Source organism: Actinoplanes italicus (assembly GCF_003001815.1).
GTDB classification, from domain to species: domain Bacteria; phylum Actinomycetota; class Actinomycetes; order Mycobacteriales; family Micromonosporaceae; genus Actinoplanes; species Actinoplanes italicus.
Map to the genome: position 1 here is coordinate 49070 of NZ_PVMZ01000042.1, position 13232 is coordinate 62301.

The 13232-nt window shown below is 70.6% G+C and carries 18 protein-coding genes; 10 read left to right on the forward strand and 8 right to left on the reverse strand.

Annotated features, from left to right (window positions below):
* Nucleotides 1-94: 94 nt before the first annotated feature.
* The 4 genes from CLV67_RS49510 to CLV67_RS49525 form a co-directional block, all read right to left on the reverse strand.
* Nucleotides 95-313 carry a hypothetical protein gene (locus CLV67_RS49510; protein WP_106330967.1) on the reverse strand — a complete coding sequence of 73 codons (219 nt, stop codon included), beginning with the start codon at nt 311-313 and terminating at the stop codon, nt 95-97.
* A complete protein-coding gene (locus CLV67_RS49515; protein ID WP_106330968.1) occupies nt 313-699 on the reverse strand; it encodes a hypothetical protein in 387 nt (128 codons plus the stop codon). Before CLV67_RS49515 ends, CLV67_RS49510 begins: the two co-directional genes overlap by 1 nt.
* Nucleotides 696-1490: a hypothetical protein gene (locus CLV67_RS49520; RefSeq protein WP_106330969.1), complete on the reverse strand. Its 795-nt coding sequence runs from the start codon at nt 1488-1490 to the stop codon at nt 696-698. Before CLV67_RS49520 ends, CLV67_RS49515 begins: the two co-directional genes overlap by 4 nt.
* A gap of 195 nt (nt 1491-1685) precedes the next feature.
* Nucleotides 1686-1949, reverse strand: a complete 264-nt coding sequence (locus CLV67_RS49525) for a helix-turn-helix domain-containing protein (RefSeq protein WP_106330970.1) — start codon at nt 1947-1949, stop codon at nt 1686-1688.
* Between the two features lie 98 nt (nt 1950-2047).
* Between CLV67_RS49525 and CLV67_RS49530 the strand changes: the two genes are divergently transcribed.
* The 6 genes from CLV67_RS49530 to CLV67_RS49555 all read left to right on the forward strand — a co-directional run bounded on the left by CLV67_RS49530 (nt 2048) and on the right by CLV67_RS49555 (nt 6202).
* Entirely contained in the window at nt 2048-2332 is a 285-nt protein-coding gene (locus CLV67_RS49530) for a helix-turn-helix domain-containing protein (protein WP_106330971.1), read from the forward strand.
* A gap of 139 nt (nt 2333-2471) precedes the next feature.
* On the forward strand, nt 2472-3176 hold the full coding sequence (gene fabG / locus CLV67_RS49535; RefSeq protein WP_106330972.1) for a 3-oxoacyl-ACP reductase FabG: 705 nt from the start codon (nt 2472-2474) through the stop codon (nt 3174-3176).
* Between the two features lie 32 nt (nt 3177-3208).
* Nucleotides 3209-3976, forward strand: coding sequence for an enoyl-ACP reductase FabI (gene fabI / locus CLV67_RS49540; RefSeq protein ID WP_106330973.1), 768 nt, complete (start codon nt 3209-3211; stop codon nt 3974-3976).
* A gap of 20 nt (nt 3977-3996) precedes the next feature.
* The gene (locus CLV67_RS49545) at nt 3997-5025 is read left to right on the forward strand and encodes a ferrochelatase (protein ID WP_106330974.1); all 1029 of its coding nucleotides are present in this window, start codon (nt 3997-3999) and stop codon (nt 5023-5025) included.
* The gene (locus CLV67_RS49550) at nt 4968-5804 is read left to right on the forward strand and encodes an HAD-IIA family hydrolase (RefSeq protein WP_373873217.1); all 837 of its coding nucleotides are present in this window, start codon (nt 4968-4970) and stop codon (nt 5802-5804) included. The genes CLV67_RS49545 and CLV67_RS49550 overlap by 58 nt, the downstream gene beginning before the upstream one ends.
* 2 nt (nt 5805-5806) lie before the next feature.
* Complete coding sequence (locus tag CLV67_RS49555; RefSeq protein WP_239166876.1) at nt 5807-6202, forward strand: NUDIX hydrolase; 396 nt, start codon at nt 5807-5809, stop codon at nt 6200-6202.
* On the opposite strand, the gene CLV67_RS49560 is transcribed toward CLV67_RS49555, so the two are convergent.
* The gene (locus tag CLV67_RS49560; protein WP_203737763.1) at nt 6199-6708 is read right to left on the reverse strand and encodes an NUDIX domain-containing protein; all 510 of its coding nucleotides are present in this window, start codon (nt 6706-6708) and stop codon (nt 6199-6201) included. The two genes, CLV67_RS49555 and CLV67_RS49560, sit on opposite strands and share 4 nt — an antisense overlap.
* Nucleotides 6705-7487, reverse strand: a complete 783-nt coding sequence (locus CLV67_RS49565; protein ID WP_106330977.1) for a hypothetical protein — start codon at nt 7485-7487, stop codon at nt 6705-6707. Before CLV67_RS49565 ends, CLV67_RS49560 begins: the two co-directional genes overlap by 4 nt.
* Before the next feature lie 89 nt (nt 7488-7576).
* Here CLV67_RS49565 and CLV67_RS49570 point away from each other — a divergent pair, with 89 nt between their 5' ends.
* Nucleotides 7577-8380 carry a DUF3097 domain-containing protein gene (locus CLV67_RS49570; protein ID WP_106330978.1) on the forward strand — a complete coding sequence of 268 codons (804 nt, stop codon included), beginning with the start codon at nt 7577-7579 and terminating at the stop codon, nt 8378-8380.
* On the opposite strand, the gene pdxR is transcribed toward CLV67_RS49570, so the two are convergent.
* Nucleotides 8370-9803 (reverse strand): MocR-like pyridoxine biosynthesis transcription factor PdxR, encoded by a 1434-nt coding sequence (gene pdxR, locus CLV67_RS49575; protein ID WP_203737771.1) that lies wholly within the window; start codon nt 9801-9803, stop codon nt 8370-8372. The two genes, CLV67_RS49570 and pdxR, sit on opposite strands and share 11 nt — an antisense overlap.
* A 41-nt stretch (nt 9804-9844) precedes the next feature.
* Between pdxR and CLV67_RS49580 the strand changes: the two genes are divergently transcribed.
* A complete protein-coding gene (locus CLV67_RS49580; protein WP_106330986.1) occupies nt 9845-10795 on the forward strand; it encodes a DMT family transporter in 951 nt (316 codons plus the stop codon).
* 93 nt (nt 10796-10888) lie between these two features.
* On the opposite strand, the gene CLV67_RS49585 is transcribed toward CLV67_RS49580, so the two are convergent.
* A complete protein-coding gene (locus CLV67_RS49585) occupies nt 10889-12193 on the reverse strand; it encodes a serine hydrolase domain-containing protein (protein WP_106330980.1) in 1305 nt (434 codons plus the stop codon).
* A 92-nt stretch (nt 12194-12285) separates the two neighbouring features.
* Here CLV67_RS49585 and CLV67_RS49590 point away from each other — a divergent pair, with 92 nt between their 5' ends.
* Nucleotides 12286-12735 carry an NfeD family protein gene (locus tag CLV67_RS49590; RefSeq protein ID WP_106330981.1) on the forward strand — a complete coding sequence of 150 codons (450 nt, stop codon included), beginning with the start codon at nt 12286-12288 and terminating at the stop codon, nt 12733-12735.
* Between the two features lie 9 nt (nt 12736-12744).
* The coding region (locus CLV67_RS49595; protein ID WP_249037998.1) for an SPFH domain-containing protein at nt 12745-13232 on the forward strand (488 nt) is incomplete at its 3' end.

Here is a 13232-nt window from a genome sequence, read left to right on the forward strand (position 1 = left end):
CGCCCCGGACCGGGCGCCGGACCCGGTAGCAGGCGGATCCGGCCAGTCGGCGCGAGCGGGAGACCGATGAACCCCCGGCCCGCGCCTGCAGAGATCAGGGAGACCGGACGAGGTGACCGTTGTGCCGCGTCCGCACGACCAGCGAGCACCACAGACACGCGGGCGCGACGTGCTGCGCGATCCCACCGGGCCGGTCGACGGTGATCGCGACGACCCGGGTCGCCTGGTCCGCGCACGGCTCCAGCTGCCGATCCGGCTGACCGAGGATCCGGTCAACGCGGGTGATCAGCTCCGGCGCGGTGCAGGCGGCCATCAGCGGGACCTGCCCACCGACTCGGCGCACAGCACGTTCAGGCACCGCAGGCAAGTCACCCGGCTGATCAGCAGGGACACGTTGTCCAGGAACGGCATCTCGTCCTGCGCCAGCCCGCACGAGGTGGCCATGACGTGGTCGCCGTGGTGCACGGTCGCGGGCTTCTTGGCGGCCTCACCGCGGTAGACGCCACCCTGCACGGCGAGCTGCTGGTAGTCGGCGTCGCGCATCACCCGGAACCGGCCGAGCCCGTTACTCGCCGCCCGGCGCAGGCCGAGGTGGCTGTCAAACTCGGCGAGCGCCTGGTCACGGGGCAGCGGGTCGCTGACCACGGTCTTACCGGAGAGGCGGCCGGTCCAGATGATCCGGAACAGGTCGGCGGTCATCGGGACGCCTCGGCGGCGTCGCGGACCGGGCACTTGAGGTCGCACGGCCGGTCGGAGTCCTGGCCTTCGCACTTCTCCGAGTGCTCCACCGCGACCGCCTCGGGCGAGGCCTCGACCACCGGCTCGACTGGCGCCTTCTCGCTCGTGTGCCACAGCACGTACAGGCCGTCGTCGTACGACTGCCGACCCTTCGGCCACGACACCTGCAGCCCGTCACTCCACCGAGCTGTCGCCTCCAGGCCCAGCGACTTGGCGACGGCCTCGACCTCGGCCCGCGTGTCCAGCGTGAAGTGGAGTTGCTCGCTGTCCGGGAACGGGATGTCGGTGCGCCGTGCGAACTCGGCCAGCTGTTCGAACTGGCGGGCGAGCTGCTCACGGCGCTGCCCCTCACGGACCTTCTCGATCTCTGCCTCGGTGAGCAGCCGCGCCGTCGTCGTTGCGGGCCAGCGGTGCGAGGCCGGCCCGTAAAGGTTGTCGCCGAACACGACCAGCGTGTACGGCACGGGGTAGCCGGGCTCCTCGTACGTCTCGACGTACCGGACCACCGCCGGGCCTTCGAATTCCTGACTCAGCGACCCGGTGTCGATCCAATCGCCCGTCTCCAGCAGCGCGACCGGCTTGGCCTTCGTCTCGGCCTTGATGTGCTGCTCGAGCATCTGCCGCGCCTCGCGGTGCGTGTCGAACCCGGCGTACGTGACGCCACACGCGCACTCGGCGGAGTTCTCACCGGCGGGCCCGGCACTTCCACCAGCGTGGTAGTGCTCGGCGACCGGTAGTGTCAGAGACGTCATCGGACTTGCCTTTCTTCAGAGGGTTGGTCTGTCCGGTGATCGCGCCGCCGCGGGGGTCCAGCCCCGGGCGGCGCAACTGCTTTCAGGGCCTCCGGCTCGGCGCCGGAGGCGGCGGCGGAGGCGGTGGGGGCGACGTCGGCGGAGGGCCGGTCGGCGTCGGATGAGTCGGACCGCCGGGGCGCGAACTCGACGTCGTCACGCGGCGGTGGCGCGGAACGCCGGGCTCGCCAGCAACTGATCGACGGGGACGTCCAGGACGACGGCGATGCTGTCGAGTTCGTCGATGGTCCAAGAGCGTCCGGGCGCCACAGCCAGCCGCTTGCTGACCAGGGCGGGGTCGATCCCGAGCTTGCGGGCGAACTCTCTCTGGCTCATCTTCTGGCGTGCTAGCTCAGCTCTGATCTCAGCCGCAACGCGATGCGTTAGACCCGTCGTCAACGCTGTTGCTTCCTGCGTCATACGAGAAGACTCTCACTCATAGCGTTAGGCGTCAACAATGGGTGTGCCATCCTGTCCGTTCGGTTGACTTGGTGACGAAGGATCATCAGACTTGACGCATGAGCATCATGCCTGAGGTTTCCGCGAAGACACTCACGCAGCTGGTGGCCGTCGAGATCCGAGTCGCGATGGCCCGTGAAAACATCAAACAGTCCGAGCTCGCACGCCGGATCGGGCGAACGGAGCAGTGGCTGAGTGTGCGGAGAACCGGGAAACAACCCATCGACCTGAACGATCTGGCGCTCATCGCCAAGGGCCTCGGCGTCGCCATCCAGGACCTTCTGCCGACCGAGGAAGCGATGGCCCGAGCGGTCCAGGCCGCGGGCTCACTTAACGCAACTTAAGAAAATCGGCCCCGCACTGAACGCCGTGTAAGGAGGCGGGACCGTCCCTCGGTCGTGGGACGCCGGGCCGATAGTCTCGCTCCTCAGAGGGTGCCTGTGACCCTGAGTGAAACCGTGACGCCTGTCGAAGGAGTGTGTTGTGGCTCGCACCGTTCTGGTGACCGGAGGAAATCGCGGTATCGGCCTGGCCATCGCGAGAGCGTTCGCGAAGCAGGGTGACCGCGTCGCCGTCACGCACCGTGGCTCGGGCGCTCCGGAGGGCCTGTTCGGTGTGCAGTGCGACATCACCGACTCGGGCGCCGTCGAGGCCGCCTTCGCCTACGTGGAGCAGGAGCTCGGCCCGATCGAGGTGCTCGTGGCCAACGCCGGCATCACCGACGACACGCTGCTGCTGCGGATGACCGAGGAGCAGTTCGAGCGGGTCATCGACACCAACCTGACCGGCGCGTTCCGGGTCGCGAAGCGGGCCAGCACCAAGATGCTGCGCGCCAAGTGGGGCCGGATCATCTTCATCTCGTCGGTCGTGGGCCTCTACGGCGGGCCCGGCCAGGTGAACTACGCGGCGAGCAAGGCCGGCCTGGTCGGCATGGCCCGTAGCATCACGCGGGAGCTGGGCAGCCGCAACATCACGGCGAACGTCGTGGCGCCCGGCTTCATCGACACGGAGATGACCGCCGTCCTGCCGGACTCCCGCAAGGCGGAGATCATCAAGGCCGTTCCGGCCGGGCGCTTCGCCGCCGTCGACGAGGTCGCCGCGGCGGTCACCTTCCTGGCCAGCGACAGTGCGGCTTACATCTCGGGCGCCGTGCTGCCGGTCGACGGTGGTCTCGGAATGGGCCACTGAAGTCCCGGGAAACTTTTTCAGGAGAGAATTCAGTGTCTGGACTGCTGGCCGGAAAACGGCTGCTCATCACGGGGGTCATCACCGACGCCTCGATCGCCTTCTCGGCGGCGAAGATCGCCCAGGAGCAGGGGGCGACTGTCGTGCTGACCGGCTTCGGCCGCCTCTCCCTGGTGGAGCGGATCGCCAAGCGGCTGCCGGAGCCGGCGCCGGTCATCGAACTGGACGTGACGAACCCGGAACAACTCGCCGGGCTGGCCGACAAGGTCCGTGAGCACGTCGACGGGCTGGACGGCGTGGTCCACTCGATCGGCTTCGCTCCGCCGAGCTGCCTCGGTGGCGGGTTCATGGACGCGCCGTGGGAGGACGTCGCCACGGCGCTGCAGGTGTCGACGTTCTCGTACAAGTCGCTGGCCCAGGCCGCTCTGCCGCTGATGTCGGCGGGCGGCAGCATCGTCGGCCTGACCTTCGACGCGACCAAGGCGTGGCCGGTCTACGACTGGATGGGCGTGGCCAAGGCCGGTTTCGAGTCGGCCTCCCGCTACCTCGCGCTGCACCTCGGCAAGCAGGGCATCCGCAGCAACCTGGTCGCGGCCGGCCCGCTGCGTACCATCGCCGCCAAGTCGATCCCCGGCTTCGAGCAGTTCGAGGACGCGTGGGCGGAGCGGGCGCCGCTCGGCTGGGACCTGTACGACACCGCGGCCGCCGGCAAGGCGATCTGCGCCCTGCTGAGCGACTGGTTCCCGGCCACCACAGGTGAGATCGTGCACGTTGACGGGGGTTACCACGCGATCGGGGCATAGTCCGGTGGCAGGATGGACGGGTGGTTTACGACGCGTTCGTCCTGCTCTCCTTCGGTGGGCCCGAGAAGCCCGATGACGTGATGCCGTTCCTGCGCAACGTGGTTCGCGGGCGCGGTGTCCCGGATGAGCGCCTCGCCGAGGTGGCCGAGCACTACATGCACTTCGGCGGGGTGTCCCCGATCAACCAGCAGAACCGTGATCTGCTGGCCGCGCTCGAGACCGAGTTCGCGGCGCACGGGGTGAAGCTGCCCGCCTACTGGGGCAACCGCAACTGGCACCCCATGCTCGCCGACACCGTGGCGCAGATGCGCGACGACGGTGTCCAACATGCCCTCGGGTTCGCGACCAGCGCGTACGGCGGATATTCGTCGTGCAAGCAGTATTGGGAGGACATCGCCGCGGCCCGTGAGCACGTCGGCCCCGGTGCTCCGCAGATCTCCAAGCTGCGGCAGTTCCACGATCACCCGGGTTTCGTGAATCCGCTCGCCGCAGGCGTACAGGATGCTCTGAAGACCCTGGATCCGGCCCGCCGGGCCTCCACCCGCCTGGTCTTCACCGCCCACTCGATTCCGGTCAGCATGGCCGCGACGGCCGGGCCGACCGGTGACCGCTACAACAACCAGCTCGAGGAGACCGCCCGGCTGGTGCACGCCGCGGCAGCCGCCGACCTGGGCTACGACCTGGTCTGGCAGAGCCGCTCCGGCCCGCCGCAGGTCCCGTGGCTCGAGCCGGACGTCAACGACCACCTCGAGACCCTTGCCGGCAAGGGTGTGACCGACGTGGTGGTCAGCCCGATCGGGTTCGTCTCGGACCATCTCGAGGTCATCTGGGACCTCGACAACGAGGCGAAGGAGACCGCGGCCCGGCTCGGACTCGGCTACGCGCGGGCCTCGACGCCCGGCGTTCACCCGGAGTTCGTCGCCATGGTGCGGCAACTCGTCCAGGAGCGGACCGATGATCAATCCCGGCCGGCGCTCGGTACGCTGCCGACCTGGGACGTCTGCCCCGCGGACTGCTGCCCCCCACCCGCGCGACGAAAGGCACCCTGATGAAGGAGCGCAAGAGGATCGAGAGCTGGCTCACCGACATGGACGGTGTCCTCGTCCACGAGGGAGAGCCGGTTCCGGGGGCGCCCGAGTTCGTCAACCGGATGAAGGAGTCGGGAAAGCCGTTCCTCATCCTGACGAACAACTCCATCTACACCCCGCGCGACCTGCAGGCCCGTCTCTACCGGATGGGATTCGACGTCGACGAGAACTCGATCTGGACCGCCGCGCTCGCGACCGCCCAGTTCCTGGCCGACCAGCGGCCCGGCGGCACCGCCTACGTGATCGGTGAGGCCGGTCTGACCACGGCCATGCACGCGGCCGGTTACATCCTCACCGAGTTCGAACCGGACTACGTGGTGCTCGGCGAGACCCGCACCTACAGCTTCGAGGCGATCACCAAGGCGATCCGGCTGATCAGCGCCGGTTCCCGGTTCATCTGCACCAACCCGGACGCCACCGGACCGTCCAACGAGGGCCTGCTCCCGGCCGCCGGTTCGGTCGCGGCCATGATCTCGCAGGCGACCGGCGTGAAACCGTACTTCGTCGGCAAGCCGAACCCGATGATGATGCGCTCGGCGCTCAACGCGATCGGCGCACACAGCGAGACCACCGCCATGATCGGCGACCGGATGGACACCGACGTGCTGTGCGGCCTCGAGGCGGGGCTGGAGACGATCCTGGTGATGACCGGGATCAGCAGCCGGCTGGAGGCCGAGACCTATCCGTACCGGCCGTCGCGCATCATCAACTCGGTCGCCGACCTGATCGACGAGATCTGAGCGTGGTCGTCGCGGCTGCCTGGGTGCATGTCCGGGACCGGCGGGTCCTGACCGTCCGGGCCACCGGCTCGGACGCGTTCTACCTGCCCGGCGGCAAGCCGGAGCCGGGGGAGACCGACGCCGAGGCGGCCGCCCGGGAGGTGGGCGAGGAGGTCGGCCTGAAGGTCGCGGCGGAGTCGCTCACCCACTTCGTGACGATCGACGCGCCGGCCCACAACCGTCCACCCGGCACGCGGGTCAGCCTGGTCTGCTTCACCGGAGGGTCTGCGGAGGTGGAGCCGTCCCCCAGAGCGGAGATCGCCGAGCTGGGCTGGTTCACCTCGGCCGACCGGGATCGGTGCGCGCCCGCCATCCAGCTGCTGCTGGACGAACTCCTCCGGGGCGACCTGATCGACTAGGTCCCTTCCCGGAGAGTGAACCAGCGGGTGGCGATCGCGGTGTGGATGCTGAAGCCGAGCTCGGTGGGGCCGTACAGCACCTCGCGGCTCAGCGTCTCGTCCTCGGCCGGGGCCGGCGGCAGGTGGCGGGTGCTCGGCAGCGCCGGCAGCAGGCCGAACACCAGGATCGTCCCGTCGGGGGCGCTGACCGTGTCGTAGTGCCGCACGCCGGCCGGATCGGACTTGACCCCGGTCTCCTCGAACAGCTCGCGGACCGCGGCCTCCTGCCACGTCTCGCCGACGTCGATGAACCCGCCCGGCAGTGCGAGCCGGCCCCGTGCCGGTGCGATGCCGCGGCGTACCGCCAACAGGCCGGTACCGACCGGCTGCACGGCGACCGCCACCGGGCTCGGGTTCAGATAGCTGGTCTCACCGCACCCGCCACAGCGGCGTGGCCAGGCCTGACCGGACGTGAACCGGGCACCGCAGAACGTGCAGTGCGCGTAACGGTCCTGCGCGGGCGTCACGGCTGCAGCGGAGAGTTGCAGGCCGCGACCAGCGCCTGGCGGCAGGCTGCGGTCAGCGGGCGGAGGGCCTCGTCACGTTGCTGCGCCTCGTAACCGTTGACCGCACCGCCCGGCGCGTTCGAGCCGGCCAGGGCGAGCACCTGATCGAGCACGCTGGCACGGGCGAACAGCCGCCGCGAGCGCGGGTCGAAACCGGGTGGCAGCGTCTCGGTGCTCTCCGGCCGGCGCAGCGCCTGCAGAGCGCCGGCCAGCTCCGGTTTCCACTGCGCCACGTCGAGTTTGGTGAGCCGGGCGGTGGCCTCGCCGAGCGCGGCGGTCAGCTGCGCCTCGGCCTCGGCGGCGCCCATCTGGAACACCGCGCGGTGCTCGGGCGCCGGATGCACCCGCCACAGCACCGTCGAGAACTCCACACCGGAACCCGACGTGTGCCGCCGGACCTCGGGCACCACTCCGAACCCAGGCGTCATCACGGCCTCGCCGGCCAGCATCGCCGCGCCGGTCAGCTCTCCGGGCCCGGGCAGACCACGCGGATCACCGGGCACCGGCAGCACGAGCCGGATCTCGTCGGGATGCAGCTTCGCGAAGATCGGCAGGCCCTGGCCGAGCGGGACATCCGTCCACGTGCCGGGGGCGTCGGCGACGAGGTGCTCCTCGTCCGCGGCGATCTCGTCGGCCAGCTCGTCGAACGGGACGAGACCGGCGCGCCAGGCGCGCACCCAGGTCACGAACCGGGTGGAGCGGCGTGCGGTACGGGTGGCCGCATCGGCTGCGGGTGACATGTGGGCAAGGGTACGTGGAGGTCGTGACAGTTGTCTCGGCTCGGAGCGTCACCGAGGGTGTGTCCGTGATCGCGCATACAGTGCGGGACATGTATGGGGAGGATGTGATGGCGGGCGACTGGCGCCGCCGTAAGGTGATTCCGGAGGTGGAGGCCGAACCGGATCTGGTCGTCGAGGACGCCGATTCCGGCTTCTGCGGGGCGGTCGTGGGGTTCGGGCTCGGTGCCGTGGTGCTCGAGGACCGTTTCGGCAAGCGCCGTAACTTCCCGCTCACGCCGGCCGCGTTCCTGCTCGACGGCGAGACGGTCACGCTGGTCAGACCCGCTCCACGGCAGCAGCCGCGGCAGCGCCGGGTCACCGCGTCCGGGTCGATCGCCGTCGACGGTGTGAAGGCTCAGGTCGCCAAGGCCAGCCGGATCTGGGTCGAGGGCATCCACGACGCGGCGCTGGTCGAACGGATCTGGGGCGACGACCTGCGTATCGAGGGCATCGTCGTGGAACCCCTCGACGGCATCGACGACCTGCGCGGCGCAGTGGCGGGGTTCCGGCCGAGCGGCAGTCGCCGGCTCGGCGTTCTGGTGGACCACCTGGTCCCGGGGTCCAAGGAGAGCCGGATCGTCGCCGCGGTGACCGACCCGAACGTGCTGATCACCGGTCATCCCTACGTGGACGTCTGGCAGGCCGTCAAACCCGAACGGGTGGGGCTGCGCGCCTGGCCGGTCATCCCGCCCGGACGGCCCTGGAAGGAGGGCGTCTGCGAGGCGGTCGGCGTCCGTGAGCCCGTCGACATGTGGCGGCGCATCCTGGCCTCGGTCAGCTCCTACAAGGACGTGGAGACCCCGCTCATCAACTCCATGGAACGTCTGATCGACTTCGTCACCGTCACCGGCTGAGAGCGCGGCCGATGCGGGTGGCGGCCTCGGTGAGGCGATCCGGCGGGTGCGCGGCGTAGCCGATCACCAGGCCCGGCGGTCCGGTGCGGCGGCGATGCCACGACAACGGCTGCACCAGTACGCCCGCTGCGGCCACCCGCTCGGCGAGGGCCACGTCGTCGGCCGCGCCGGGCAGCAGTACCAGCACATGCAGGCCGGCCGCGACGCCGGCGACGCGGGCCTCCGGCAGATGCGTGCGCAATCCGGCGAGCAGTGCGTCCCGGCGGGACCTCTGGCGGGTACGGACGGCGCGCAGATGCCGGTCGTGGTCACCGGAGGACAGCAGCTGCGCCAGCACCAGCTGCGGCAGGGCCGGATTGCCCAGGTCGGTCGCGTGCTTGGCGGCGAGCAGCTCGGCCTGAAGACCGCGCGGCGCGATCAGCCAGCCGGTTCGCATCGCCGGGGCCAGCGACTTGGAGACGCTGCCGAGATAGGCGACGCGGTCCGGCGCCGAGCCCTGCAGCGCGGCGACCGGCGCGCGGTCGTACCGGTGCTCGGCGTCGTAGTCGTCCTCGATGACCAGGCCGGTCCACACCAGCAGTTCCCGGCGGCGCTCCGGCGACAGCACCACCCCGGTCGGGAACTGGTGTGCCGGGGTGAGCACGGCCGCGTCCACTCCGGCCGCGGCCAGCTCGCCGACGCGCATCCCTTGCTCGTCGACCGGCACCGGGACCTGCCGTACGCCCCAGAAAGCCAGCTGGTCCATGGCGCCCCGCGATCCCGGGTCCTCCACCGCGACGGCGTCCGTGCCACGGCTGCGCAACACCTGCGCGAGCAGGGCGAGCCCTTGCGCGACGCCCGCGGTGACCACGACGTCGTCCGCTTCACACCGCACTCCCCGGGTACGGGCCAGCCAGTCCACCAGGGCGGCGCGCAACCGTGGTGCCCCGCCCGGGTCGCCGTACCGCAGATCGGCCCCGGTGACGCGGTCCAGCACGGCCCGCTCAGCCCGCAGCCACGCCGCCCGGGGGAAGGCCGACAGGTCCGGGATGCCCGGTGACAGGTCGATGTCGATGTCGTCCGGTGTGGAGATCGGCAGCCGCAGCTCGTCCAGGGTCCGCCGCCGGTCCCCGGCCGGCCGGGCGGCCCGTTCCACCCCGCGCCCGGTGACGACCGTGCCGGAACCTGTCCGCGCCTCTGCGAGTCCCTCGTCGACCAGCCGCTGGTAGGCCTGCACCACCACGCCCCGGGAGACGCCGAGCTCACCGGCGAGCAGCCGGGTGGCGGGCAGCCGGGACCCGGGGGCCAGCCGACCGGCCGCGACCGCCGATCGCAGTCCCTCGGTCAGCCAGGAGGTCAGTCCCCTGGCCTTCGCCGGAGCGTCCTCGGCGCGCAGCTGCAGAAAGTCCGATCCGGAAATTGGTCCTCCTGATAGGCGCTGGATTGGTCCTCGAACCGGACCATACTCTGTTCGAGCATCAGGTCATGAAAGCTCTCCCCGCCTTGGCCGGCGCGCTCGGCATGGCGTTCGTCGGCGGCAGCGTCGCCGTCTCCGGACACCTCGCCGACGCCCCGATGCTCACCGTCCAGGCCCTTCGCTACGCCGCCGCCTGCCTGCTGCTGCTCGCCTGGGCCCGCTGGTCCTCCTCGCCGGTCCACCGGCCACGTGGCGGGGAGTGGCTGTGGCTGCTCGGGGTCACCGTCACCGGCCTGCTGATCTTCAACATCGCGCTCGTCCAGGGTTCCCGGCACGCTGAACCCGCGGTCATCGGCGTGGCCGTGGCCTGCGTGCCGATCGTCCTGGCCGCTGCCGGACCACTCCTGGAGGGCCGCCGCCCGGCCGCCCGGATCATCGCCGCCGCGATGGTGGTCACCGTCGGCGCGATGCTGGTGCAGGGCCTCGGCCGCACCGACGGGACAGGCCTGTTCTGGGCAGCCGTCACGTTCGGCTGCGAGGCGGCGTTCACCCTGCTCGCCGTGCCGGTGCTCGGCCGTCACCGTCCGCTCGGCGTGTCCGTGCACGCCACCTGGATGGGCGCCGTGATCTTCGCGGTCGCGGGCCTCACGAGGGAGGGCCCGGCCGCGGTCACCGAGCTGCGCGCCGACGACCTGCTGGCCGGCGTGTACCTGGCCGTCCTGGTCACCGCGGTCGCGTTCCTGCTCTGGTACACCTGCGTGGCGCGGCTCGGCGCCGGCCCGGCCGGTCTGCTGGCCGGCGTCACCCCGATCGCGGCCGCGGTCACCGGGGTGGCCCTCGGCGGCCCCATTCCGGCCCCGCTCGTCTGGCTCGGCACCGCCACGGTCGCCGCGGGCCTGGCCCTGGGCCTCTCCGCGCGAACCTCGGCTCCCTCCACCCCCACGGTCACCGGCGGTGCGCCGCCCGGACACGGGTACGGCTCGCGGGCTTGGGCCGCTGCAGCCCGCGAGGCGCGCTGATGGGCGGGAGTGGCGTCGGGCGTCGCGGAAGCGGAGCTTGAGGACGTGGTCGTTGCGGTCGGGGTAGGCGTAGCCGTACGACAAAGGGATTTCTCAGGCCAGATGCCAGGGGTCGCGGCTGAAGAGCGAGGTGGCGATGTCCAGGCGTCCCGGTGTGCCCTCGGGAGTGCGCAGGATGCGCAGGACCTCACCCTCGTCGTTGCCGGAGAGGCCGCGCCAGCGGTCCGGGGCCTCCCGTGCGAAGCGCGTCGAGTGACGCGGGCCGGTCATCAGGAGCATGTCGCCGTCCGCGGTGATCGAGTACTCGCGGCCCATCCACCACCAGCGGCCGCAGATCTCGGCGGCCTCACCCCGCGGCTGTGCGGGCGGGCGCCAGGCCGGGACCGGAACCGGCTCGCTGTCCAGGGCCGCGGTCAGCGCACCCAGGCTGACCTCCTGGATCCCGGCGCCGTCGACGTGGTAGGCGTTGGCGAAGACGACGACGCCGAGGCGGCTGCGGCGGTGCACGGCCAGGTGCGACACGTAACCGGGCATGGAGCCGCCGTGCCCGGCGTAGACGCGCTCGCCGACGCGGAACAGCTGGGGGCCGAGGCCGTGTCCGGCGGTCCAGGACTCGAGGTCGCCGATGACGACCGGCGCGCACATCTCGTCGACGGTCTCGCGGGCCAGTACGGCGGGCGCCGGATCGGCCAGGAAGCCCGCCCATTTCGCCATGTCGGTGACGGTGGACCAGAGCTGACCGGCCGGGGCCATCGCGCCGGTGTCGGGGCGCGGCTCCTCGTGCAGGCTGCCGTCGAGAGCATGGACCACATGACCGCGGGCGTACGGCTCCACCGGGTGGTAGGTGGTGCGTTTCATGCCGAGCGGGTCGAGGACACGCTTGCCGACGAGCTCACCCCACGGTGTGCCGGTGACCCGTTCGAGTACCGCGCCGAGCAGGCCGTAGGCCAGATTGGAGTAGCGGAAACGGCGGTACGGGGCGCCCGCCAGCTTCTCGTACGTCAGCTCGGCCAGCAGCGCGTCCACGTCGCCGCCGGGGTGGCGTTCCCACCACGGGCCGTCGGGTTCGCGCTGCAGCCCGGAGACGTGCCCGAGCAGCTGGCGCAGGGTGATCCCGCCGATCGGGGTGCCCGGCAGATGCCGGTAGAGCAGGTCGTCGAGGGCGAAGAAACCCTCGTCACGCAGCTGCATCACCAGCGTCGCGGTAATCGTCTTGGTGATCGAGCCGAGCCGGTACTGGGTCTTCGGGTCCGGCCGGGGCTGCTCGCCTGCTCCCGCGAAGTGCAGGACCGCACGGTCGCGGACGATGGCCAGGGCGAGCGACGGCACCCGGCCGGCTGACTGTGCCCGGGCGGCGATGTCATCGATCCGGCGGCAGGTCTCCGGAAGCAGCGACACGGTGGGATCCTCTCCTAGGGACTGATGGGTCTAACTGTTCCAACCGTGTTCGGCTACTCCCTCAGCGTGCTCGGGCGTGCCACGATCGAGGGGTGGAAGCCGTTCTCTGGGTGGTCCTCGCCGTAGTCCTAGCCATCGCCGAAGCCTTCACCGCGACGATCCTGGTCGTGTTCTTCGCCGCGGGAGCCCTGGCCGCGGCCGGTGCCGCGGCGCTCGGTGCCGACCTGCTGGTCCAGGTCATCGTGTTCGCGATCGTGTCCGGGGTCTCGGTGGCGGCGCTGCGTCCGGTGATCCTCCGGCACGCCCGCCCGGCCCTCGAGACCGGGGAACGGCCCTTCGGCATCGAGGCGATCGAGGGCTCGCGCGGCACGGTGATCGACGAGGTGACCGGTGATCGCGGCATGGTCAAGATCGACGGGGAGCTGTGGCAGGCCCGCTCGGTCGACGACAGGGAGACCTTCGCGCCGGGGGAGCGTGTCCGGGTCGTCCGGCTGCGCGGCGCGACACTGATGGTGTGGCACGACGACCTGCCCAACGTCTAGGGAGACGTCATGGAAGCGATAGTGGCAGTCCTCGGTATAGCGATCGTTCTCTTCGCGGTGATCACGCTCGCCAAGTCGGTGCGGATCGTTCCGCAACAGCGGATGGACGTCGTCGAACGTCTCGGCAAGTACAAGCGGACCCTGTCACCAGGGCTCAACCTGCTGGTGCCGTTCATCGACGCCGTCCGGACCAAGGTCGACATGCGGGAGCAGGTGGTCTCGTTCCCGCCGCAGCCGGTGATCACATCGGACAACCTGGTCGTCTCGATCGACACGGTGCTCTACTTCAAGGTCGTCGACCCGGTGCGGGCGACGTACGAGATCTCGAACTTCCTGCAGGCGATCGAGCAGCTCACCGTCACCACGCTGCGCAACGTGATCGGTTCGCTCGACCTGGAACGTGCCCTGACCAGCCGCGAGGAGATCAACAAGCACCTCTCCAGCGTGCTCGACGAGACCACCGGCCGGTGGGGCATCAAGGTCACCCGGGTCGAGAT

What these genes read in the sequence shown, in the direction of transcription:
- CLV67_RS49510 (WP_106330967.1), bottom strand. Translation starts at nt 313, where the DNA reads ATGGCCGCCTGCACCGCGCCGGAGCTGATCACCCGCGTTGACCGGATC.
- CLV67_RS49515 (WP_106330968.1), bottom strand. Translation starts at nt 699, where the DNA reads ATGACCGCCGACCTGTTCCGGATCATCTGGACCGGCCGCCTCTCCGGT.
- CLV67_RS49520 (WP_106330969.1), bottom strand. Translation starts at nt 1,490, where the DNA reads ATGACGTCTCTGACACTACCGGTCGCCGAGCACTACCACGCTGGTGGA.
- CLV67_RS49525 (WP_106330970.1), bottom strand. Translation starts at nt 1,949, where the DNA reads ATGACGCAGGAAGCAACAGCGTTGACGACGGGTCTAACGCATCGCGTT.
- CLV67_RS49530 (WP_106330971.1), top strand. Translation starts at nt 2,048, where the DNA reads ATGAGCATCATGCCTGAGGTTTCCGCGAAGACACTCACGCAGCTGGTG.
- CLV67_RS49565 (WP_106330977.1), bottom strand. Translation starts at nt 7,487, where the DNA reads ATGTCACCCGCAGCCGATGCGGCCACCCGTACCGCACGCCGCTCCACC.
- CLV67_RS49570 (WP_106330978.1), top strand. Translation starts at nt 7,577, where the DNA reads ATGTATGGGGAGGATGTGATGGCGGGCGACTGGCGCCGCCGTAAGGTG.
- CLV67_RS49580 (WP_106330986.1), top strand. Translation starts at nt 9,845, where the DNA reads ATGAAAGCTCTCCCCGCCTTGGCCGGCGCGCTCGGCATGGCGTTCGTC.